Consider the following 23,314-nt stretch of genomic DNA (forward strand, 5'->3'; position numbering starts at 1 on the left):
TGGTGATGCCAGGATAAAGACGGGGGCTTGTACCCTGGCTGCTTTCGGTCACTGGATTGAATCATTGAAGAATTGACTATGCAAACACTCAGCAGTGATTGGTCAAGAGTCGTTATTCAAAAGACTGAACTACCGGCTGAGTGGCAATCGATTCTAGTCCTTGGGACTGCAACAATTGCGTCCACTCGGTCGTCAGTCGCGAATCATCGGGTGCGCGGCGCCGCATTTCGGCTAGAGTCGCAAGAGTCTCGTACCAAATCCCATTTTTAGCATAAGCAATCACCTTAGCCATGGGATCGGGATTTGCCAAATCGTTCTTGAGATTTGCCTGGGGTTCAATTCGCTGCATCCATCCTTTAACAATATAATCTCCCGAACGCTCCAGAGGATCGCAGGCTAGTGCAAACGACCACACATATCGTTTACCAACCTCAATATTTTTTGTCTTGTCTTTCTCAGAAAGGCTAACTCCAACAATTCCGGCTTTGTCATTTTTTAAAGTAGTTTCGTAGACTACTTCGGATTCATCTGCATTTAGCAAAATAAACTCTACTTGAGCCGCCGGTTGAGAAACATATACAAAAAATGTGGGCGAATCTGTTAGCGTTAAGCCAATATTGCTTTCAGGTATTAAGGGAGTAATGAATAAACCATCCCGTAACTTACAGCCTCGATGCGTCCCCCCTTGCCTGTTGTCGGGGGCTGTTACATCTGGGGGTTTGAAATTAACATTCTGACTCAGCAGCATGGGTGCAGGCACAGCCTGCATCGGTGTCAGCAAACTCGGGAGAGTAACGACGATCGCCAATACAGTCATCACCAGTGCAGTAAAATGTATAAAACGTTTCATTTTTCCACCCACTTGTAAAAATATTTATAGAGCGCATCTCTAAAGGTTAACCCGGAGTTTTAGCCCCGGGCGCGATCGAGTAAATGGGTCAATTTTCACATCGCCATCGGCTGACCGACAAAATTTTCAGAAATAGCGAGATTTAAAGAGGCGCAACCAGTGGTTGAGCTGCAACTGATTCCAGTCCTTGGGACTGCAATAATTGCGTCCACTTGGCTGTCAGCTTCACATCCCCCGGTGTCTGGCGCCGCATTTGGGCTAAAGTAGCGATAGTTTCGTACCAAATCCCATTTTGAGCATAAACGTTGAGCCTAGTCATCGGGTCGGGATTTGCCAAATCGCTCTTGAGATTTGCCTGCGGTTCAATTCGCTGCACGAACCCTTTAACAACTAAATCCGCAGCTCGGTCTTCGGGGTCGCAAACTAGCGAAAATGACCACACGTATCGCTTACCAACTTCAAGGGATTTGTTGTTGTCAACGGTAGCAGGAATGGTAACTCCAACAATCCCAGATTTGTCTAGTTTAAATGTTTTTTCGTAGACCACTTCCTCTTCCTTGTCGTTGAGCACAGTAAACTCTATTTTTGCAGAGGTTTGAGGAACATAGACAAAAATAGTGGGAGACTCTGTTAGGGTTAAACCGATATTAGTTGGAGGTACTAAAGGAGTAATAGATAAACCCGCTGGACAAAGCTTGTTGCCGCGATGTGTTCCTCCTTGTCGGTTGGCGGGGGCTGTTACGTCGGGAGGCTTGAAATTAACATTTTGACTCAGCAGAAGCGGCTGGGATTGTGCGCGCATCGGTGCCAGTGAACTGGGTACAGTAGCTGCGATCGCAGATACGGCGACCGCCAGTGTAGCCCGATGTAGAAAACGTTTCATTTGGTTGTACCTTTCACTATAATTGCAAACACAGGCATTCGCTGATGGCGATAAATATTTTTGAGATGCTAGTCGAGGGCGCAGATACACAATTTATACCTTGACATATCATCAATAACATTAATTAATTCGAGCGGCAAGTGGATTCTCTGTCGGAATAATCATGTTGCCAAGGTCGCAAGTATCATTGAATACAGTTGCTCGGTACGTACTGTAAATTATTGTAACAAAGTGGTCGGAGTTTCCGAGTGTTCTAAGATAGAAGAAGTCTCCGGCAGGTGGCAAAGGCGAAACAACTGCTGTTCCAGAAACGAGTCAAACTTTTATGCTCGGATAATGAGTAAAATATCTAACAAAATTCGATCGGCAGTGGCTCAATTGAGTCAAAGGTATAAACCATCACTAGCATTGGCTAAGTCTGTATTAATTGCCAGCGCGGCAGTAACATTATCCTTGATGGGGGCCAGACAGCTAGGAATACTCGAACCAGTAGAATTAAGCGCTTACGACCAAATGGTGAGGTGGCGTCCCGATGAACAGCCAGACTCGCGTTTGCTAGTGGTGGGGATTACCGAAGCAGACATTCAGAAACTGAAAGAGTGGCCAATATCCGATCGCACAATAGCTGAAATCTTACAAAAACTTGACAAAATGCAGCCGGCAGTCATCGGTTTAGATGTACTGCGAGACGTACCTTTAGGAGACGGGCGCGAGGAATTAACTAAACTTTTACAAAAAAGCGATCGAATTATCGGGGTATGTTTAGTCACCGACGGAAGCCCGGACAATCCCGGTTCTCCGCCTGCGCCGGGGCTGCCACAAAACCGGGTGGGATTTGCAGATTTCGGAGTCGATCCGGGTGGCATACTCCGCAGGGCTTTATTATTTATGAAACCGCCGACAATTGAGGGCAACTCTTCTACCCAAAAACATCTTTGCAATGACGATTCTCAAGTTTTAGCTTCCTTCAACCTCCAGCTAGCACTCCGCTACCTGCAAGGGCAAAAAATCTATCCCAAACTGGCACCTGATCAATCTTTATGGCTGGGAAAAACCCAATTAAAACAACTAGCAAGTAATGACGGAGGATACAAAAATGCCGATGTCAGGGGATATCAAATATTAATTAACTATCGTTCCCGGCGGCAAGTCGCAAACCAAGTCAGAATTACGGATGTTTTAGAAGGGAAAGTAGACCCGAATTTAGTTAAAGATAAAATAGTTCTCATCGGTTACACCACAGAAACCGTTAAAGATTTATTTTATACTCCTTACAGTGGGCGACAGCAAAAAAACCAATTCATGCCGGGGATCGTGGCACACGCACAAGTAGTCAGCCAAATTATGAGTGCTGTTTTAGACAACAGACCGATGTTTTGGTTTTGGCCGGAATGGGTAGAAATCCTGTGGATTTCGGCATGGTCAATTGTCGGAGGAACCTTGGCATCGCGGATGGCTCACCCAGCGAAGTTGACAGTGACATTCGGAGCACTGCTGTCGGGGTGTTGCGCGCTCGGCTTTGGGATTTTTCTGTTGGGAGGGTGGGTGCCTGTGGCAGCGCCAGCATTAGCATTAATCGTAACTGGCGGTAGCATTGTATCAGCAGAAAGATTTAATAAAGCCGGATACGGGAAAGCAATTAGCGATCGAGTAAAACAAGTCTTCAAAATCGAAATAGACCAAGCCAAAAAAGAGCAGCAAGTCGCAGAAATCACAGAATCTGATTTCTTTAAAGAATTGCAGCAAAAGAAAGAGAAACTGAGGATTAGCAAACAAGAAACCTCTGAAAAAGCACCTTCCGAACCCGAAGAAATAATTGCCATTACCCCAGAGCTTCCCAAGGTCGAAAGTCAGACAGACGAATACCTAGCTCAGTTGCAGGAAAAATCCAAACACCAGAAGCAGCGCGCCGCCGTGACTGAATCGGAAAGCGGCTCAAAAACGGGTGTCCCGATCAATGCGGGCGGCGGGGCTAGTTCAGCCGAAACCAAACCTGATGACGAGTTCAGCGATTTGCAAACCAAAGCCAAACAGATGCGGCAGCGCAGGGGCGCCCAAAAGATGATAAAAGATGAAAAAATTGATAGTTTAACAGATAAGGAGGATTTGGGGGGCAAGGAAGAATGACAGACAACTCGACTGCATCATCGAAAATTGCATCATAATGGGTTCTCGCCGTTTCTTACCCTAATACGTAGATCATGTCCAAAATCATCTCTGTCCACTCTTACCGGGGCGGAACTGGCAAATCGAACACGACAGCAAACCTGGCATCTATTATCGCTCGCGGCGGAAATCGAGTCGCCATTGTGGACACAGACATTCAATCACCGGGGATTCACGTGCTGTTCGGTTTCAGCGAGAGCAATATGGATCGCTGCTTGAACGATTACCTGTGGGGCCGATGTCCGATCGCGGATACGGCATACAATGTGAGTTCGCTGCTGCCAAAATTAGCCAGTAACGGCAGCCTCTACCTGATTCCTTCGAGCATTAAAGCAGGGGAGATAGCGCGAGTTTTGCGGGAAGGCTACGATGTGGGACTGCTTACCGACGGCTTTCAAGAACTGATCGAGGTTTTGAACTTAGACTACCTATTTATAGACACGCACCCGGGACTCAACGAAGAAACCCTCCTCAGCATCACCATTTCCGACATCCTGCTGCTGATTCTGCGTCCGGATCAGCAAGATTTTCAGGGAACGGCTGTCACAGTAGATGTGGCCCGCAAATTAGAAGTTCCCAAGATTTTGATGACGATTAATAAAGCCCCAGAATCGCTGGATTTCGAGGATTTGAAGCAGCAAGTAGAGAGTATTTACAAAATCCCAGTGGCAGGGGTACTGCCCCACAGCGACAAGATGATGCTGCTCGCCAGCAAGGGGGTGTTTGCGCTGCACTTCCCTAACGACCCTCTAACTAAGGTGGTGGAAGGGATTGCCAAACAGATTGTGGGATAATTGGTACAGCGAAGACCGATCGCCCGCCTAGGAGTTTCGCTTTCGCTCTCAATTCTTGCGGAGCGATGTCCTCCTGTGTATCCCGAATATTTGGTTAAAGAGTCAGGAGAATGGCGACAAAATGAGATACAAATAGATTATGAGAATTTGTTAAAAAACTTTAGGAGGAGAACTCATGGATTTTGACTTCCGCATACTAATAGTATTGATGCCCGTATTGTTGGCGGGCGGCTGGGCTGCTTACAACGTCGGCGCTATAGCTCTCAAACAAGTGCAGAAATTGTTGAACAAGCAAGCGTGAACTAAGCATTATCACCAGTAATTTCGCAGCCGGCTGTTTTTTGAGATACAAAACAGCCGGCTAATTTGTGCATTGGCTCTGCTTAAGTGATGGCTGATTGTTGGCGGGCAATTTACGACTGCAGAGAGAGGGGGCGAAAACAAAAGAAAAGTATATTTAAAGATTAAGCAGAAACCGGGTACGCTCAAGCAAAATACTTTGTTGCAGCAAACGAGTCTGGGTAAAAAAACCTAGCTGTGAAAGCAGGGCGATCGCATAACTTCAGATTGTGATGTTTTCCTTTCTACTCAGGACTTGTGAGTAGAGTGTTATAAAAATATTTGGTAAGCACGTTATCGCAGAAAATATGAGACAATCACAAAAGAATTTGCCCTGAGAATCTCCCTCAAGACTACGAAGTTTAATTAGTAGGGAAGATAGGTCAAATTGTCAATGTTAAATTCCTATATCTTTAGATAGATTATGCTTTTTCCCCGATCGAGTGGCCTTTTACTCCACCCCACGTCCTTTCCCAGTCGATTTGGCATTGGAGACATGGGAATAGAAGCATATCGCTTTATTGACTTTTTAGTAGAGAGCGACCAGCAATACTGGCAGGTATTGCCGCTGGGGCCGACAGGATACGGCAATTCTCCTTATTCGTGCTATTCAGCAATGGCGGGAAACCCGCTGCTGATCAACCCAGAACTGCTGCGGGACCAGCAATTGCTCGGAGATGAAGACTTCGCTAATTTGCCCGAATTTCCGCTGGATTATGTAGACTTCGATCGAGCGATCACGCTGAAAGTGCCTTTGCTCAAAAAAGCTTGCGAAAACTTCAAAGCCAAAGCATCCCCGATCCAGCAAAAAGAATTCTCAGGTTTTTGCCAAAGCAAAGAGAATTGGCTGGAAGATTACGCCTTATTTATGGCACTAAAAGATCACTTTGGCGGTGTTAGCTGGAACAATTGGGAACCAGAAATTGCCCGTCGAAAACCAGAGTCAGTAGAGAAGTGGCGTCAGCAGCTAAATGCTGAGATTTATTACTACCAATACGTTCAGTTTGAGTTTTTTCGCCAGTGGACGGAGTTGAAACGCTATGCTAATATGCGGGACATTAAAATTATTGGCGATATTCCGATTTATGTAGCTCACGATAGCGCCGATGTATGGTCTCATCCAGAAATATTTTGCTTGGATGAAGCCAGCGGAGAACCAGCTTTAATGGCAGGAGTTCCCCCAGATTACTTCAGCAATACAGGTCAATTGTGGGGCAACCCCGTATACAATTGGGAGAAGTTGCAAGCAACTAATTTCGACTGGTGGGTGCAGCGTTTTGAAGCGATTTTCTCTTATGTAGACGTGACTCGGATCGACCACTTTCGAGGATTTGACGCTTACTGGGCGGTGAAGCGCGGACAAGAAACTGCGATCGAGGGAGAGTGGATTAAAGCGCCGGGAACAGCTTTGTTGGATCTAATTAACGAGAAGTTTGGCAACTTGCCGATTATCGCTGAAGATTTAGGGGTAATTACTCCAGAAGTGGAAGCTTTGCGCGATCGATACGAGTTTCCAGGAATGAAGATTTTGCAGTTTGCTTTTGGCGCGGGCCCTGGCGATCCTTTTTTGCCTTTCAACTACGATCGCAACTGCGTAGTTTACACCGGTACCCACGACAACGACACGACTGTCGGCTGGTTCAATCAACTGCAAAACTACGAAAGAGACGAGGTTTTGCGTTATTTGGGCTGCATCGATCCCCAAGGAATTCACTGGTCTTTAATCCGCATGGGCTGGATTTCTATTGCTAATATGGCAATTGTGCCGTTTCAAGATTTGTTGGGTTTAGATACTGACGCGCGGATGAATTTTCCGGGTAAACCAGAGGGAAATTGGGGCTGGAGGTATCGACCCGAAGCTTTGAATTGGGAAGTGCGCGATCGGCTCAAAACTATGACTTACATCTCCGGGCGCGCTCCTAATAAACATTGAAAATGTAGAAGGGGTAGTTGGTAATGGGTAGTTGCTAATGGGTAAGAAGTCAATAAAGACCGACATTATCATTAAAATCTGTGGACTGCCCGCTATTACCTATTGATTACCCATTAACAATTACCAATTAACACTCAACCTTCATTCTTGGGCGGTGCTGAAGGCTTGAGTTCGTTTGCTTTAAAAACAACTTCTTTGGCGACTCCAGGATCTCCGAGTGGTTCGGCTTGTCCGTTATTAACGGCAACCATTACCCCGCCGGCGTTACCTGCTACCACTACCAATTGCTTTTGAGCCCCCCAGGTGCGAACAGTCCCGGTCGGCAAAGTTCCCTCAAACTCTGTTTTACCATCGACTTCAACCTGCATCCATGATTCTGCTTTAAAAGTGACGTTAACCATCACTGGTTTATTGCCAGGTTTATTTAAATTTTGACCGGTTCTTACTGCTTCTAGAGCCTCGTAACTATCCGGTTTCTGATTTTGTGAGGAACTCGATGCCCCACCAGCTAAACGGGCTTGTTCTTGCTGCCCAAGCGCTAGTTCTTCGGCTCCCGCACCGTTTTTTGCGGTAACAGAACCACTCATCAACTGAGATAAGACATTGACCGAACAGATAATTAGAAATGTGTAAAAGAGGTAGAGGTGCATCGGCCGCAACTGAGGCCCATCTTGCCAGGATAGCTTGGTTCTCGATCGGGGTGGCGGTTCGATCGGGAAAAAGTCGGCAAACTGAGTTCCGTCCAAACCCATTGCTTCAGCGTAGCGCTTGATCAAACCCTGAGTGTAGACGGGTTCGGGAAGTTGGTCGAGTTGACCGTCCTCGATGGCTTGCAGCAGATTCCGCCGAATCATTGTTACCACGGCTACTTTGTCCAAACAAATCGACTGCTGTTCGCGGTACTGGCGGAGTTGAGTTCCTATTTCCGCTAGCTTCTTCTGAGCTGTTTCTGGCTCTTGGGAGTGCAGTTTCTGCTTAGTGGTTTTGAAGAATAAAAACAATAAATTCTTTGTCATATGCTGTGCTCCTGGGAATTTACTGGCACGCTTATTGATGTTAGGTTGACTAGATTCCATAAATAAATAATTTCCGCATCTTCTAGGGGTCGGCAGCAGCCGGGTGGCAATATTGGCGAACCGGGCCGCTGCAATTGAATCGGGCCGATGGCTGTGCGGTGCAGGCGCACCACGGGATATCCCAACTGTTCGGCCGTTCGCCGAATCTGTCGGTTTCTGCCTTCTGATAGAATGACTTCTAACAGAGTTTGGTCTCGCGCGCGATCGAGAACTTTAACTTTCGCGGGCAAAGTTTTTCTGCCGGACAAGATGATGCCCTGACGCCACGTTTGTAGTATGGGTTCCGGGGGATCGCCGCTCACCCAAACCTGATAAGTTTTGGCGATCAAGTGACGCGGATGGGTCAAACAAAATGTCAGCTTACCATCATTGGTGAGCAAGAGGGCGCCGGTGGAATCTGCATCTAAGCGTCCTACGGGGTGGATGCCTTGACCGGAGCGCAGTTGGGGTGGCAGCAAGTCGAGAACTTTCGATCGGGCTCTTGGATCGCTGCAAGTAGAAACTACGCCTGCCGGTTTGTTGAGCAACAGATAGACCTTTGCGGGTCGATCCGTTGGTTTCACCGGAACTCCATCGACTTGGATGAGATCGCGATCGGGATTCGCTTTTTCTCCTAAGCGAACAATATTGCCATTAACTCGGACTCGTCCAGCTACAATCATCTGTTCTGCAAGACGGCGAGAGGCAATGCCCCACTGGGCGAGGATTTTTTGCAGCCTTTCATCAGACATGACGGGAGTGTGGAAATCCCCAACGAGCGAACGGTGGGGAGGAAACACGACACGGTTAATTGATTAACCGTACTAGCAATGCTCAATTCCTGGTTGGGAATAAATTATAATGCTGACCAATTATTACAGGACGCCCGGCAAGAGTGCAGATTGTCCTTGTGCCCGGTGCAGATTGTCCTGATGGCATTACCCTGAATGCTGTGCAAAAACTACGACGAAAAGACTCGCGGCAGGCACAGGTTTGCACCGTTGGTTTGCGGCTGGTTTGAAAGGTGTGGGTCTGACCCGACCATAAACCAACACTACCATAAATCCCGTACTCCTGGTTAAATTTATACGCTCGATCGCGAATTTTTCATCGGGATCGCACAACTCGTGAATTACCCCAATATCCCAAGGGGAGAAAGCTGAGAATTTTTCTGCTTCTGGCGTTGCTGATGCCAGATTGATGCTTGATTTTGGAGTTAATCGGACTTGTGTTCATCAACCCGGTTTCTCACGAAAATCAGAGGTTGATAGCCGTATATTTGTGTAGAAACCGGGTTTTTGAGGCTGGATGTGCAAGTTCTAGTTAAATTTATGTGCTTGAATATTAAGGTTTATATTCTGAAATTGTTTATGACTGTCGATCGAAACTCTCTTCAATTTGACAATAGAGATGGGGCTGCTGGCTCTGGTGGGACGGTTAATCTCGACCTTGAGCCGGGGAGACCTTCGCCGAGTCAAGGCAGCCGGATCGCGAGCGCAGTGCTGTCTCCGGCTGTGCAGTTGTGGCTGCGATCGCAAGTTCAGCAGGTGGACGAGTTGAAGGTGAAAATTGAGGGGAGCGATCGACAAATCTTCAGCGGTGCGATCCCCAAAGTCACGGCTGCCGCTCGCGGTGCTGTGTATAAAGGACTACACCTAACTGAAGTTGCCATAGAGGGCTGTGGCATTCGCATCAACCTCGGTCAAGCTCTCAAAGGCCAACCCCTACGCCTTCTGGAATCTGTTCCCGTGGCAGGCGTTTTGAGGCTTAGCCAAGCGGATTTGAATGCGTCGCTGAAAGCGCCTTTGCTGGCTGATGCTTTAAGCGAATTTTTGCTGCCAATGCTGCCACTGACAGATAGGGAACAGTCGCTGAAGTTGCAAAATTCGCAGATTGCAATTGAGGCGGGTTTGTTGACGCTTTCGGCTGCAATTTTGCGCGCTGGCGGTAGGCAAATTCCTTTGGTATTGCGGACGGGTTTGCGGATAGCCAGCGGTCGCGAATTGATGTTTGAATCACCAGAAATCGAAATGGATGGAGAATTAAAGAGCAGTGATTTCAATGGTTTTAAAATTGATTTTGGGCCGGAAGTTGAGATTGAAGAATTGATTTTGAGTCAGGGGGAGATTGTTTGTCGGGGAGGAATTACAGTTTTGCCTTAGTTCGTTAACAGTTAACAGTTGACAGTTGACAGTTGACTTTAACCTGGTTCCTCGGTAGAGGCTGGGAATACATACCCCATGCCCAATTCCCCATGCCCAATTCCCAATTACCAATTCCCAATTACCAATTCCCAATCCCCAATTCCCAATTACCAATTAATTAAAAAAGAGTCGATCGCGGGCAAAAATAAAGTCACAAAATAGTAGACTAAGGGCGCGGTAAAAACATAACTGTCAGTGCGATCGAGAATGCCGCCATGACCGGGGATCAACTGTCCCGAATCCTTAACGCCGGCGTCTCGCTTCATCATCGACTCAGTTAAATCTCCCAACAGGCTAGCAACCCCAATCAACAGACCAAAAGCAGCCCCAGTATACTGCCACCCCGGCCAGTGTAAATACCAAGAACCAGCGACTGCCACGGCGATGCTGCCGCAAACTCCAAATACGGCACCTTCAACGGTTTTTTTGGGGCTGATGTGGGATAGGCTAGTGCGCCCGAAGAATTTGCCGACAAAATAAGCCCCAATGTCAGCGGCCCAGATGCAGAAGAAAGCCAGCAGCAGCGAAGTCAATCCTAAAGATATGTGGCTGGAATTTGTCCAAGACGGGGACGGGTAAATGTTAACCGGCAAATTGCTTGCTACTGCTTGCGAAAGTTGGGTTGTAGCAAGATTCCCTGGGTCGAGGCCGACTCGCAGCCGTACCCAATAGCTGGGCAAATAACCGCCGTAGAACAATCCTAAAACTGAGGAGGCAATATCGGCGATCGTCGATAATTTAGGCTGGAATAACAGGTAGAAACAAATTAAGGTTCCCGCTAAGGGGAACATGGCATCTACGAGTTCCGGTGCTAGGGCTGCAGTAATTAATAGCCCTTGACTGACTGCTAAGGTAGTTTTGGCAGCGGGTGCAATGCCTTTAGCCCTGGCTAATTGAAAATATTCCAATTGGCCTAGGTAGACTATGACTCCAAAGCCGACGGTGAAGTACCATCCGCCCATAATAATCATTCCCAAAGCAAGGGCGATCGCAACTATTCCACTCAGGATACGAGACCAAGGCATAAAATGAATTTCTCTTGCAGACGGCGGTGGATCACTCGATTTTAGATTTTAGATTTTAGATTTTGGATTTTGGATTGGAGATTTTGGATTTTTCTAGAGCACGAGTTGATCCCTTGCACAACTAACCCCCATCCCCCATCGGTCATCCAATATCTCAAGTCAGGTGGTCAATCCAGCTATGGTGGCCCCTATTCTTAAGTATGAAGGTTAAGTGAACTTAAAAAAGATTAAGAATTACATTTAGGAATGGGCATAGGGCATAGGGCATGGGGCATTGGGTATGTATTCCCAGCATCTGCCGAGGAACCAGGTTAAAGTTAACTGTCAACTGTCAACTGTCAACTGTCAACTGTCAACTGTCAACTGCCAACTGTCAACTAACTTCTAATCCAGCTTTTCGCCACTGAGAATAAATATGGGATTGACGGCGGCAAAGGTTTGACTGAGGCCGCGAGTCTCCAAGCGGTTGACGGCGGACTGGACTACTTCAATGTTGCGGACTTGTAACTCGGCGAACCCTTCGGAAAGGGCGTAAAGATTTTCTAAATTGGATGCTGTGGCGACAACTCTACCGTGGGGTGGCAAGTAGCGCCACACTTCTTGGAGAATGGCTTTAATGGGGCGACCTCCTTCGATGCAGACTCGGTGGGGGGGTTGGGGCAGGTTTTCCAGGCACTCCGGGGCACTGCCTTCTATGACTTCTACGTTGTCGAGATCGAATCGATCGCAATTTCTGCGAATCAAGCTTGCTACTTCTTCGTCCCTTTCGACGGCAATAATCCGGCCTTTGGGACACAGCAAACCTGTTTCTACGGCGATCGTACCAGTACCTGCACCGATGTCCCACACCACTGAATCTGCTTGCAGCCGCAGGTGGGAGATTAACAGCAGTCGGACTTCTCGCTTACTCATGGGAATTCCCGGTAAACGTTCAAATAAGTCATCCGGGATGCCTGGAGTGACGTAGGGCCAAAGCATAGTTATATTTTTGATTTTTGATTTTTGAGTGAAGCAAGACCGAAGTTGGAACTCGCGGAAGAAGTAGAAATTCTCCCAATTTCCCCCAAGCCTTAATATTTACTGTCGCACAACCTTGAGAGTTTGGAGGTTTCTATCGCTACAACCTGTGATTTTTCCGCCGGCGGCAAGGATTTGTTGCAGGTAGTCAACGGCTGCTGGGGTAATGATTTCACCGGGCATCAGGACGGGTATTCCTGGGGGGTAGGGACATATGAGTTCGGCGCACAGGCGATCGACTGCTTTGTCTGCGGGTACTGTTTCCGCTGGGAAAAAGAAGGCCTCGCGGGGGGAGAGGAGAGGGGGAGAGGGGGAGAGTGGGAGATTGGGAGATTGGGCAAATCTTCCATCGGACATCGGACTTCTTCTCTCGGACTTCTTCTTTCGGACTTCTTCCTTCTTCCTGACATCCGTTACATCCGTTACCAAACTTCCTGCTTCCGTCTTCCTTCTTCCTTCTAAAAAAGTACAAGCTTTAACTAAATTGTCAATATCTAATTCTGTATTTCCCAAGCTGATAATAAATGTTAAATGTCGAGGCATGGGAAGTTCTGCGGTGACGCCGAGTTGAGAGTGCATAATTTCATCGGCTATAAATCCTGTGATTCCTAAATCTGATACTTTTACTGTTAGCCTGGTGCGGTCTAATGCTGCAAAACCCGCTGTATTTAACGGTGCTAAAACTGATAAGCCGGGAATAAGACTGATGCGCGATCGCGCTTTTTCTGCTAGCTGTAAAGTTTCCGCCATTAATTCTTTGCCGTGGAGTGCGATTTGTTGGCGGGCTGCGTCTAATGATGCTAATAGTATATAACTCGGACTGGTAGATTGTACTAACTGCAATGCTCTATTTAATTTTTGGATATCTATGCGAGATCCCTTGACGTGCAGCATCGATGCTTGTGTCATTGCACCGAGGGTTTTGTGGATTGATTGTACTGTTAAATCGGCGCCGACTGATAGTGCTGGTTCTGGCAAGTTTGGATGAAAGTTAAAGTGGGCGCCGTGGGCTTCGTCTACTAATAACGGTATGTTGTATTGATGGGTAATTTGGGCGATCGCCCGCAAATCTCCGCAGACGCCGTGATAGGTTGGGTAAACTATCATTACTGCTTTCGCGTCGGGATGTTGTTCTAATGCTGCGGCTGTGGCTTCTGGGGTGATGCTGTTGGCAATATCCCAATCCGAGTTGTACTCTGGATTGACAAAAATTGGAATTGCACCGGATAAAATTAAACCAGAAATTGCCGAGGAGTGGATATTTCGAGGTAGGATAATTTTATCGCCAGGGCCGCAAGTCGCTAAGATGGCGGCGATTATTCCGCAAGTCGAACCGTTAGCCAAAAACCGAGTTGATTGGGCTCCAAATGCTGAGGCGGCTAAGTCTTGAGCTTCGGCAATTGCACCTTCTGGGTTAAAGAGATTATCTAATTCCGGCAATTCCGGCAAATCCGATCGAAATACTGTCGCACCGAATAAGTCAATTAGGGGTTGAGAGATTCCTTGTCCGCCTTTGTGTCCGGGGGCATAAAATGGGGCGTGTGGGTGATTTGTGCGAGCGCGCAAAGCATCTAATAGGGGAGTTTGTTGTTGAGAGTTTGCTGGTGACACGCTTAATCCTGATTTGATTATTTGGAATTATAGCAACCGCCGAGGTTTCACTGGACGTTATTAATTGCTGAAACCCTTGCTGGAAATTTTGCGATCGTATCGACTTCTTCCTTTTTCCTTGCAATCGCCCACAAGCAACACTGTCTCAATTTCAAACTTCTCTAAAATGACTGAATATGGACTGCTTAAGTATGAAACCGAAACAGTTGAAAATCCTGGCTACTGCTTTACTTATGGTTTTTCTAGGGGCTGTGGTTTCAGTTACAGCACAAAATCCTACCACAGTCTGCGGCTATTTTTCAGCTTACTGTTGTGAGGAAGTTTTGGGCGATCGCGCACTACTGTCACACACTACCAAGACGCTTTAATAGCTTGATCCAATAGCTATCAAAGTCAAGCTTAAATTCAAGGTAGATTGTTGAGTTGCGATCGCCCTAACTCCTACCCTAATTGAGCTTGCCAATTCATAGCATAACTTTGAACCTTTTCTGCCTGGTCAGTGCCATTGATAATTGTACGGGCTTTCAAGAAATCCATGCGGTTGTTTGAAATACAGTCATCCAGTTTGATACCCGTGAACACACCGAATTTCATACCATCAACCAGGATAAAGAGTGCGATATCGGGACGCATGACAAGATCGGGGTCGTTAACCAAATCTAGGCCTAACACATCAGAATATTTCCGATAATTGTAATCCCAGGTCAGTTGCACGTACCCCCGTCCGTAAAACGGATAATAGCGTAAGGTTTTGCGGTGGTTTTCAGCTTCTGGTTCGCCCAAATAATACGATTCCTTTACGGGTTGGAAACTGTCTGCTGTTTCATGTTCAACGGTTGCGAGAATGTAAGCAATTTGAGCTTGAGACGTAATCCCTTGGCGATGAGCTTCTTTGATAATTGCCTCCACTGTGGCTTGCTTATAACCGCCTTGCCAATCTGGTAACATTCCAACACCTGGTTTTGCATCCAGTAATGCTTTAGCGGTTGTTGGGCCTAACACATCTCCGCCATCAAGTTTACGGCTGGCTTTAAAGTTCCTTAAGCCTTCTTGGGTTTGAGGGCCGTAAATCCCATCAACAACCTCTAAAAGATGATTAGCGCGTAAGATGGTTTGAATTTCTGCACAGAATAGTTGATCTTCAACTAACACTCCAGAGTGAATATTATCAAAAGGAATCGATTGCTTTTGGTCAATCACGTCTTGGAGTTTCAGACCCGATGGTTCGCCGGAAACCCCACGAGACTGTCCAGAAATTAATTGTGTCAGTTTAGTTTGCGTTACAAATCCCGCAATTCCATCAACCTGCAAGCCTTGTTCAGCCTGAAATTTTCGGATTGCGGCATCAGTTTGGGTGCCAAAGATACCATCTGTTGTAACTGAAATGCCAACGTTGGCTAAATCTTCTTGAAGTTTGCGGACTCGTTCTCCCTGCATCGGAGGTATCACCAGACGCAAATCCCCGTCTTGGTCGCTGCTATAGGGGGCTGAATCAATTCCAGGGGAAAGGAAACTCACATGAAGGTGATCGTCATGTCCCGCGCAAGGCGCTACCTGTGTAATTTCTGGATCGTTGAAGAGAATTGTCCGAATACCCAAAATTGGATTATTGTAGAATAAATCTACCAATTCTTTAGTGCGTTGGCGAGAGTATTTACTATCGTAATAGGTGAGAGAAATTTCTTCATCAGTGTTAGCAACAGGCGCAATATCAACATCGAGTCCGTGTTGATGAGTGCTATGGGGTGGCATCGGCCCTCCGTCTGGAAGACTAATATTTCCAATGCCAATCCGAGGCCCATTGGGATAGAGTTTTGCCCACTCGGTACAGATGTATTGGAGAGCCTTAAGGACGTTTGAGTGACCATAGCACTTGTCAGGGAGTCCGTAACATTCATAGCCAACCCCACTGGCAGGCATTTGTTCAAAAAGACCTCGCGTTCCCCAACTGAATTGCTCGATTTCTTCTGCGGTGAAACCAATAGGTGCCGTGCAGGCAGTATGGTCATGGTGCAAACTTTCAGAGCGTAAATTGCGATTAATTTCTAATACCATTGTTTATTGCCTTTTTAGAGTGTGTTTTTCTGTTGCAAGATCGCTTTTTAGGAAGGCGATCTTCGCCAATGCCAATGGCAAGGTAACGGAAGGGTTAACATAATGACTCCTGAGTGTTTGGATGTGATTAAAGTGGAATAATTTTTGCTATCGCTTTTACTGGATTCCTAAACGTACCTATTTTGAGGTTTTTGGTTTAGTGACATAGTTTGACCTAGTTTGATTCTCAACGGGAACAAACTCATAGTCATAGCCGGAACGAGATTTAGAAGTAGGCTTAACTATCTTGACGAGTTCGATAATATTTCCATCGCGATCGCCCGATGGTAAAAACTGTACTGGTTCGACTGCCCCCTGAGCATGAAAGGTATTGGAATGGAGAATTTTAGCGATTTCTTTGCGGTCGGGATTTTGCTTGATAGCTGCAATCAAAGCTTTTGCTGCATCGTAAGCGGTAACAGTTCGCCAGTTAACATCTCGATCGCCCCAAAGTCCTTTAGAGAGACTCGAAAATTGTAAGCTGGGATTATTTCCAATGTGCCAAGGAATTGCAACAAATAAGCCTTTTGGATTTGGTAACTTCTGTTTATGAAAGAATTCCAATACTTGAGGCCCATAGACATCATCTCCTGCTAAGATAGGCGACTTTCCATTATTTGCTTTTACAACTTCAAAAAGTTGATTGAGCTTGCTATTATCGGCTAAGAAAACCAGCGCAGTATTTTCATCAATCTTTTCAAGAATCTTTGTAGGATCAAAACTTTGGTTGAACAAGTCAACTTCATTTTCTTTCAATCCTTGCCCGCCTTTGGAAGCAAAAGCAGATTTAAACTCAGAGCTAAGAGATTGGCTGTACTCACTTTGGGAGTTATAGAACAAGACAGCTTTCTGCTTCTTTAACGAGTTAAGCGTATAATTAGCTAACTCTTGGGCAGCTACTTTGTCATTAGGAACCGTGCGAAAAATGTATTTATCTTTACCCATCACTTCTGATAATTTGACTGAGGTACTAATTGGAGAAATTGTCACCAATCCTTTATCGTTGTAAACTGTGGCTGCTTCCCGGGTGACGCTGCTGGAAAAGTGTCCTACAACTCCGAGAACATCAGAGTTGTCAGCTAAGTTTGTTGCTATCTTTTTCGCTACTTTTGGATCGTTGCGATCGTCCGCAATTAATACCCGTATTGGTATGATACCCTGTTGTGTCTTTGCCCAGTTGTTATAGTCGTTTTGAGCTTGAGCTACTCCCCGCAGGATTTCTAAAGAACCGTTGACATCGCTGCTAATGGGAACTGATACTGCGATCGTGTGTGATGATTGTTCGCCAATTCGGGCATTGTTTAGGTAAATTCTGGCTTCTGGATCGTTTTTGTTTTCTAGTAAATAATAATCAAAAAGTAACTCAGCTAATTCAAAATCTCCCTGCTCAAAATATTCGATTCCTTCTTCTTTTTCATAAGAATTATTGATTTTTGTTAATAACACTTTTTCACCTCCACTAACTTTATCATCAACATACCTATTTGAAGAAGAATCACCTTTAGTGCTGGGGCAAAGCTTCTTCGTCTCATTTATATTGAGATCGGAGTTGTACGTTAAATAATCCTGAACTAATTGACAGCTTTTCTTTCTTAACTCCTTTAAATCAACTTCAAAGAATATAGTTTTACCCTGGTTATCTGCGACGAGTAATCGTTTACTATCTTCAGTGAAGAATACACTTTTGACACTCGCTCCTGGCAATGCTATTGTCCTGAGTTGGTTGCCTTCCAAATCCCATAATATAACATTGTTATTTGCTGTTTTTGGATCGGTGTTATTTCCTGTGTTTGGATCGGTTTCAATACTTGCTATTAGTTCACCATCTTTGCTAAACTGGATTTGATAAATTTTTGCTTGTTGATTTTGTTTTATGGTAAACTTTTTGAACTCTTTTGTCTTAATAGTCCATAATTTAAACGTACCGTCAGAACCACCTATTGCCAGTTTTTGACCATTACGACTAAATCCCAAGCTCTCAACGCTTTCTTGTTCCGTGGGTATGACAGTGATTAAAGGATTAGGTTGAGGACATTTAGACCAGGGCAAGTGGCAATATATTTTTTGCCAAAGTGAATCATCAGAGGAAATCTGCCACAACTCTACATTCTTGCTGTTTTTATTTTTATTCTCGCTGTTTTTATCTTTAGTAACTTCAACAGTTGCTATTTTCTTACCATCATGGGTAAATCTGGCTAAAGCAATACTCTTTTTTTTAAGCTCTTCGGGAAGAACATCTAGAACTTCTAATTTTTTATTTTTGATTTGCCAAAGCTTAATTTTATTATCACCTGTTATCGCTAACAGTTTATTATCCTTACTAAAATCTAGACTTTTAATATTCTGATTTTTTTCTAGAGGTTGTTTGTCAAGAGGTTGCTTGTCAAGCTGTTTGACCTCTTGGCCCTCTATATTCCCTAGAACGATCTGGTTCTTACCGTCTTGGTTTATGGCAGTCACGATGAACTTGCTGTCAGGGCTAAATATCACACTTTCAAAACTTTTTGATTTAAAAATATCAGCCTTGCTAATTTCTTTCTTTTCTGAAAAAGTGCCGTTATCTGGAATTTGCCATAAGTTGAGTTGTTTCTCTTCATCAAGAGTAGCTAATAGCTTACCATCAGGGCTAAAAACTTGTTTTTTGACATTTTCTTCCTTATTTTTTGCTGAAGATGGAAGTTGTCGATTAGATGATAAGTCCCATTCTCTTACTGTACCGTCATCCCCAGCCGTGAAAATTCTATAGCTATTTAAAGGATAAAATGCTACGTCATTAAGGCTTGTTTTCCCTGTTGAGAATTCGTCATACAGCGTCAAGCCTTGTGAATTTTCCTTAATCTCCCAACGCTTAACTGTACCGTTCTTGTCACCAGTTACCAGCCACTTGCCGTTATGACTGAATGCTACACTACTAAATTGACCAGGAACATTTTGGATAGTAGTGAAATCGGGATAATTCCATAACTTGAAAGTACCATCTGTTCCAATCGTTGCTACTAGCTTTTTCGTAGGAGAGTACGCTAGGCTCTTTAAATCAGATAGTTTTGATTGTTCAGTACGATCGTATTCTCCTTTATTCTTCTTAAACTTCTTGTCTTCAAGATTATAAACAAAAATAGTACCTTTCTCTGGAATAGTTATTAACTTCAAGACATTGTTCTCCTGATGAAAGATCACATTCTTTATCGACTGTCCCTTATCGTCTTTCTTTCGCTGAATTTCATCAAGTTTTTTGCCCTGAGTATTCCATAGACTAACATTACCTTGTTCTGTACTAATGGCCAGCAGTTCGTTGTTAGGACTAAATGCCACACTGTTGATCTTTCCCCCCTCTGTTCGGAATCGGCGTATCGCGTCACCTGAAACGTTCCATAACGTGACGCTATCATCACCTCTAACGGTTGCCAAAAGTTGACCATTAGGACTAATAGCTATACTTTGGGCTTGGACTTGTTCAGTTCTCTCTTCAGGGGGTTGAATTTTGTCAATTTCTGTACCTGATTTCCAGATTCTGACTGTATCATCAGCACCAACAGTTGCTAGCTTGCCATCCTTACTGAATGCCAATTCATAGATTTCCCTTTGCTGGCTTTGAAATTCACATTTCTTGTCTTCAAGTCGAACTTGGCTATCATTTTCGCACAAGTATTTGCTATCAAAGTTTTCGTTTTTTTCGTTTTCAATATTACCGTATCCACCTGTTACTAGGTTATTATCTACACTAAATGCGATACTATTGAAATGATTTTTTTCTTGTGCTGATGAAATTTTATCAAAGCTAAGCGTGTTATCTTTTTCTGATGAAGAAATACTCCACAAGCTAACTGTGTTATTTGGGTTAAGAGTTGCAAGTTGTACTGGAGATTCTTTTCTACTGAATTCTAAATCCCATATATTTTTTTGTTGACCTAGTTGACTATTCGAGATATCTTTGGGTTTGAATTGACCGTTTTTTTCTTTTTTGAAAAACTCAACAGTCGCTTCGGTTGTCGCTTCTTTTTTGATTATTGCTAGGAATTTGTTGTCGGGGCTAAAGCTTATATCACGGACAATAGAAGAATTTTTTTTGTCGGTGTCGGCGGCAATAGTTTGCGTTGGTTTAGACTCAACGTCGAGGGGGATAGTTTGCATTGGTTGAGACTTAACTGTATTATCATCTTTGATTTCCCAAAGCTTGACTTTGCCTTGGTTATCGCCTGTAGCTAGGAACTTGCCATCATTAGAAAATGCTACACTGTAAACTTCAACATTTTGTTCACCTTGACCCGTTAATAGTAAGTCAATTTGTTTACCTGAACTATCCCATAGCCTAACCACATCTCGTTCTCCGACTGTAGCGAGTAAATCTTTTGTAGGGTGAAAAGCAACCCGATAAATACTCCCTCTATCCAGTCGCAGTCGGTTGCGTTCTTTTGCTACATAAACTGCTTTAAGCAAAGTTGCTCTTAGTTGCGCATTCGCTATCATAGCTTCATCTTGCTGATACACACCTATCAAGTTTAAAGGGCTAAATTTTAAACTGCTATTTAATTGACTATCAAGATTCTTTATAGCTTGATTCTGCTCAAGTAGAGCTATCCATTGAGTCCACGAACTTGATGAATTATCAATATTCTTGCTAGCTTGCAAAAGCTCTATCAAAGCTTCTAAATCATTTTGTTGCGATAATTTTGCTTTTGCTGCATCTGTAGAAGTACGGATTCCACTTATTTCTTTGTTTCTCAAGCTAATTGCAATGAGACTGAAAAACCCAATTCCTATGACTCCGCTCAGCAAGATAATTAAAAAATTTTTCCGATACTTTTCATTAATGCTGCAATTCACAAACTCAGCATCTAACTGATTGAACCAATTTTGAGAGGATTTTAGCTCTTTTTTCAACCAATTAAGACGTGGGTGATTGTCCCAAAGATACCTGTTTGATTTTGATCGCTCAAATTTCCACTCAACAGCCGCAGGTGTAAGCTGCCTTTGTAAAATTAAGTTTCCCTTCTTTTCCTCCTCTTGTTTCCACTTCAGCAGCCTATCCCATCCTCGCACTAAGACATCATGGGCAGGTTCGACATAGGTTTGACCGTCCTCAGTATATTTAACAAGTAGGCGTGCATTTACAAATTCGTCAACTACTTTTTTCCGTCTGGTATTTTCTGGCTCTGAATACTCCAATTCAGACTCAAGTACTCGTCGGCGAGCTAATTCACCACTACCAACTGCAACCATCCGCAACATCACACGACAAATTGTTTGCTCGTATGCAAAACTTGCCCAAAACAGCCACTGAAAAATTCGAGAATACTTCTGGCTTATCAGCGGATCGTTAAATATGACTATTTTGCGTAAATACTGATAAACTTGTTCGCGTTTGACTAACTTTTCGTATTCTTTCTCTGCTCTTTGAGTCAGAGATCGCGCCACTCCCCCCAGTTTGTCGTAATCTTTTCTGATAATTGCCCGATCGTCTCTTTCTCCCTCATTAACACTTTCTGCAAATATGCGGTAAAGCTCATTTAACGTAAATGAAAGCAAGGGCAAAGTTCCTGGCATCCCTGCGACCTCATCCACCAATGTATCGATCAGCGTGTTCGGCACAAAAAATATTGAATTTTTTGACGCAGGTTCTGTAATTGCCTCTCGCAATTCGGCTGTTGTCATCTCTTTAATATGAAATCGGGCTTTCTCTGTCCAATAGTCCTTCAAGTCTTTATCTTGAAATTGAACTTCAAAATCAGAACGAATAGTCAATACAATCCGCAGCCGATCTTTATAAAAATCTAGTGAGTCCTTCAGCCATATCAAAACCAGTTCTTGTTGTGTCTTTTCTGGTTGGCCCTTTTTTTTCTGCTTTTTCTTTTGCTCTTTTTGTTCCGGGCGAGGTTGGAGAGTAATCAGTTCTTCAAACTGATCTATCGCCAACATAAGCGTGCCATATGAATTTTTGTCAAACCAGTTTTTGAGGCGATCGGAAAGTAACTTAACTTCTTCCTCAAGCGATTGTTGTGGTTTGGTTGGATTAACTTCTTTCCTACCAAATACATAGTTTAAGATTTTACTAAACCATGTAGATTTATCTGCCTGCTGCGTCTCCTCAGAATCTGGATTAGGATCTATAAAATTAAGCTGTTGTGAAAGACTATTTTTTAATGCTATAAGAGGAAATTCTCCCAGTCGAATCGGCTCTTTCAAAATGTGCCATTTTTGCAGACTTTTTCTTTTCTCTTCTAGGTAGGGAATCAAGCCCGCTGCAACTAAACTAGATTTTCCTGTTCCCGAAGCACCCAGCACTATTGTTAGCGATCGGTTATTGAAATTATTAACTTTTTCGTAAAGCTGTTCAATTTGTTCCTTTCTCCCAAAATATAAGTCTTTGTGTTTTTCTTGATATGACTCTAATCCTCGATACGGACTATCTTTTAGGCGTAGTGGAGGTGCATCCTCTAAATTAGGTTCACTCTGCAATAGAAAAAGATATTCTCCATTCTCGTGTAGTTTAAGCGGACATATACCAGGAGTTTGTGCTTTATATTCTTCTGTTTCTACTGCAACTGCTTTTCGCAGAAATCTATACAAATCATTGGCAGTAATAATGCCACCCTCATAATCATCATTTTTTTTTAAAACATCAAAAAGATGTTTTGCAAAGGGAGAATGAACCTTTGAACCCACTACTACTTTGCCTCGGGGAGGAGAATCTATGGCTGTTTGCTTATCAGAAGTTGAGGTAATAACTTGCCAAGCCCGATATTTGATATAGTGGTCGTAGACTTGTTTATAAAGTTTAACTTTCGGAACAACATCTCGATTGATGCTTGACCAGTAAAATGCTCCTGAAAAGCAGCAATCAAGAATGATCAATAGATGCCGACAAGGAAGTTTTAGTAGTGCATCGTGTAAATCCTGCATTTTCAAGTAAGTATCAGGATTATCAGTAGCATCTTGAGGAATTAAGTAACCAACTGGTCCCTCTTGTTTTTCCTTAGCGTCCAAGGCTTTTCCATGTCCTGCAAAATAGAGTATGATGCGATCTTTATCATTAATCTCTGGATTTTTTCCAAAAGGTATTTTTTTATTACTGAAGCAGTCAATCAGTTGTTTTAGCTTGTTCAGTGTAGCATCTTCATTAAGTAACAAATGAACTTCATACTGATATCGCTCTTGCATAAGGCGAGCAAATTCTTCAGCATCTGGAACTGCTGTCTCTAAGCGAGGAACTTCATTGCTGTAATCATTAATTCCGATAATAATAGCGATATTACGGTGAAAATCGTGTTTAGACTTAGACATTGATGCACTCCTATTTAAAATAAATGACAAGGTGAGAAAGGCAACAGCCATCAAGAAAATTA

General features: G+C 44.1%; 15 protein-coding genes. 6 read left to right on the forward strand and 9 right to left on the reverse strand.

The window, feature by feature from the left end; all coding sequences use genetic code 11:
• Positions 1–112 precede the first annotated feature (112 nt).
• Both QT979_RS07480 and QT979_RS07485 read right to left on the reverse strand, forming a co-directional pair.
• On the reverse strand, positions 113–850 hold the full coding sequence (locus QT979_RS07480; RefSeq protein WP_333309003.1) for a DUF928 domain-containing protein: 738 nt from the start codon (positions 848–850) through the stop codon (positions 113–115).
• A 142-nt stretch (positions 851–992) separates the two neighbouring features.
• Positions 993–1,733, reverse strand: a complete 741-nt coding sequence (locus tag QT979_RS07485; RefSeq protein ID WP_333295054.1) for a DUF928 domain-containing protein — start codon at positions 1,731–1,733, stop codon at positions 993–995.
• A 336-nt stretch (positions 1,734–2,069) separates the two neighbouring features.
• Here QT979_RS07485 and QT979_RS07490 point away from each other — a divergent pair, with 336 nt between their 5' ends.
• The 4 genes from QT979_RS07490 (at position 2,070) to malQ (ending at position 6,965) form a co-directional block, all read left to right on the forward strand.
• Positions 2,070–3,860 carry a CHASE2 domain-containing protein gene (locus QT979_RS07490; RefSeq protein WP_333309005.1) on the forward strand — a complete coding sequence of 597 codons (1,791 nt, stop codon included), beginning with the start codon at positions 2,070–2,072 and terminating at the stop codon, positions 3,858–3,860.
• Positions 3,861–3,934: 74 nt separating this feature from the next.
• Positions 3,935–4,693, forward strand: a complete 759-nt coding sequence (locus QT979_RS07495) for a MinD/ParA family protein (RefSeq protein ID WP_333229759.1) — start codon at positions 3,935–3,937, stop codon at positions 4,691–4,693.
• A gap of 175 nt (positions 4,694–4,868) precedes the next feature.
• Complete coding sequence (locus QT979_RS07500; RefSeq protein WP_333053037.1) at positions 4,869–4,994, forward strand: photosystem II protein Y; 126 nt, start codon at positions 4,869–4,871, stop codon at positions 4,992–4,994.
• A 462-nt stretch (positions 4,995–5,456) separates the two neighbouring features.
• Positions 5,457–6,965 carry a 4-alpha-glucanotransferase gene (gene malQ / locus QT979_RS07505; RefSeq protein ID WP_333309007.1) on the forward strand — a complete coding sequence of 503 codons (1,509 nt, stop codon included), beginning with the start codon at positions 5,457–5,459 and terminating at the stop codon, positions 6,963–6,965.
• A gap of 134 nt (positions 6,966–7,099) precedes the next feature.
• On the opposite strand, the gene QT979_RS07510 is transcribed toward malQ, so the two are convergent.
• Both QT979_RS07510 and QT979_RS07515 read right to left on the reverse strand, forming a co-directional pair.
• The gene (locus tag QT979_RS07510) at positions 7,100–7,981 is read right to left on the reverse strand and encodes a RodZ domain-containing protein (protein ID WP_333211777.1); all 882 of its coding nucleotides are present in this window, start codon (positions 7,979–7,981) and stop codon (positions 7,100–7,102) included.
• Positions 7,978–8,772, reverse strand: a complete 795-nt coding sequence (locus QT979_RS07515; protein WP_333211812.1) for a pseudouridine synthase — start codon at positions 8,770–8,772, stop codon at positions 7,978–7,980. Before QT979_RS07515 ends, QT979_RS07510 begins: the two co-directional genes overlap by 4 nt.
• Before the next feature lie 618 nt (positions 8,773–9,390).
• Here QT979_RS07515 and QT979_RS07520 point away from each other — a divergent pair.
• Complete coding sequence (locus tag QT979_RS07520; protein WP_333309009.1) at positions 9,391–10,182, forward strand: DUF2993 domain-containing protein; 792 nt, start codon at positions 9,391–9,393, stop codon at positions 10,180–10,182.
• 149 nt (positions 10,183–10,331) lie between these two features.
• On the opposite strand, the gene QT979_RS07525 is transcribed toward QT979_RS07520, so the two are convergent.
• The 3 genes from QT979_RS07525 to QT979_RS07535 form a co-directional block, all read right to left on the reverse strand.
• Positions 10,332–11,249 carry a phosphatidate cytidylyltransferase gene (locus tag QT979_RS07525; RefSeq protein WP_333309011.1) on the reverse strand — a complete coding sequence of 306 codons (918 nt, stop codon included), beginning with the start codon at positions 11,247–11,249 and terminating at the stop codon, positions 10,332–10,334.
• A 384-nt stretch (positions 11,250–11,633) separates the two neighbouring features.
• Positions 11,634–12,227 carry a precorrin-6Y C5,15-methyltransferase subunit CbiT gene (gene cbiT / locus QT979_RS07530; protein ID WP_333309012.1) on the reverse strand — a complete coding sequence of 198 codons (594 nt, stop codon included), beginning with the start codon at positions 12,225–12,227 and terminating at the stop codon, positions 11,634–11,636.
• A gap of 99 nt (positions 12,228–12,326) precedes the next feature.
• Positions 12,327–13,877, reverse strand: coding sequence for an aminotransferase class I/II-fold pyridoxal phosphate-dependent enzyme (locus QT979_RS07535; protein WP_333309014.1), 1,551 nt, complete (start codon positions 13,875–13,877; stop codon positions 12,327–12,329).
• A 191-nt stretch (positions 13,878–14,068) separates the two neighbouring features.
• On the opposite strand from QT979_RS07535, the gene QT979_RS07540 reads away from it, so the two are divergent.
• Entirely contained in the window at positions 14,069–14,245 is a 177-nt protein-coding gene (locus tag QT979_RS07540; protein ID WP_333309015.1) for a hypothetical protein, read from the forward strand.
• A 73-nt stretch (positions 14,246–14,318) separates the two neighbouring features.
• On the opposite strand, the gene QT979_RS07545 is transcribed toward QT979_RS07540, so the two are convergent.
• Together QT979_RS07545 and QT979_RS07550 are read right to left on the reverse strand one after the other, a co-directional pair.
• Positions 14,319–15,932, reverse strand: a complete 1,614-nt coding sequence (locus QT979_RS07545; RefSeq protein ID WP_333309017.1) for a penicillin-insensitive murein endopeptidase — start codon at positions 15,930–15,932, stop codon at positions 14,319–14,321.
• Between the two features lie 177 nt (positions 15,933–16,109).
• Positions 16,110–23,303, reverse strand: coding sequence for an nSTAND1 domain-containing NTPase (locus QT979_RS07550; RefSeq protein ID WP_333309018.1), 7,194 nt, complete (start codon positions 23,301–23,303; stop codon positions 16,110–16,112).
• Positions 23,304–23,314 lie beyond the last annotated feature (11 nt).

The organism is Microcoleus sp. w2-18bC1 (assembly GCF_036700365.1).
In the GTDB taxonomy this organism is placed as follows: domain Bacteria; phylum Cyanobacteriota; class Cyanobacteriia; order Cyanobacteriales; family Microcoleaceae; genus Microcoleus.

Excerpts from the sequence above, each read along its gene's own strand:
- QT979_RS07515 (WP_333211812.1), bottom strand. The coding sequence starts at position 8,772 with ATGTCTGATGAAAGGCTGCAAAAAATCCTCGCCCAGTGGGGCATTGCC.
- QT979_RS07485 (WP_333295054.1), bottom strand. The coding sequence starts at position 1,733 with ATGAAACGTTTTCTACATCGGGCTACACTGGCGGTCGCCGTATCTGCG.
- QT979_RS07500 (WP_333053037.1), top strand. The coding sequence starts at position 4,869 with ATGGATTTTGACTTCCGCATACTAATAGTATTGATGCCCGTATTGTTG.
- QT979_RS07490 (WP_333309005.1), top strand. The coding sequence starts at position 2,070 with ATGAGTAAAATATCTAACAAAATTCGATCGGCAGTGGCTCAATTGAGT.
- QT979_RS07520 (WP_333309009.1), top strand. The coding sequence starts at position 9,391 with ATGACTGTCGATCGAAACTCTCTTCAATTTGACAATAGAGATGGGGCT.
- malQ (WP_333309007.1), top strand. The coding sequence starts at position 5,457 with ATGCTTTTTCCCCGATCGAGTGGCCTTTTACTCCACCCCACGTCCTTT.
- QT979_RS07510 (WP_333211777.1), bottom strand. The coding sequence starts at position 7,981 with ATGACAAAGAATTTATTGTTTTTATTCTTCAAAACCACTAAGCAGAAA.
- QT979_RS07550 (WP_333309018.1), bottom strand. The coding sequence starts at position 23,303 with ATGGCTGTTGCCTTTCTCACCTTGTCATTTATTTTAAATAGGAGTGCA.
- QT979_RS07480 (WP_333309003.1), bottom strand. The coding sequence starts at position 850 with ATGAAACGTTTTATACATTTTACTGCACTGGTGATGACTGTATTGGCG.
- cbiT (WP_333309012.1), bottom strand. The coding sequence starts at position 12,227 with ATGCTTTGGCCCTACGTCACTCCAGGCATCCCGGATGACTTATTTGAA.
- QT979_RS07495 (WP_333229759.1), top strand. The coding sequence starts at position 3,935 with ATGTCCAAAATCATCTCTGTCCACTCTTACCGGGGCGGAACTGGCAAA.
- QT979_RS07540 (WP_333309015.1), top strand. The coding sequence starts at position 14,069 with ATGAAACCGAAACAGTTGAAAATCCTGGCTACTGCTTTACTTATGGTT.
- QT979_RS07545 (WP_333309017.1), bottom strand. The coding sequence starts at position 15,932 with ATGGTATTAGAAATTAATCGCAATTTACGCTCTGAAAGTTTGCACCAT.
- QT979_RS07525 (WP_333309011.1), bottom strand. The coding sequence starts at position 11,249 with ATGCCTTGGTCTCGTATCCTGAGTGGAATAGTTGCGATCGCCCTTGCT.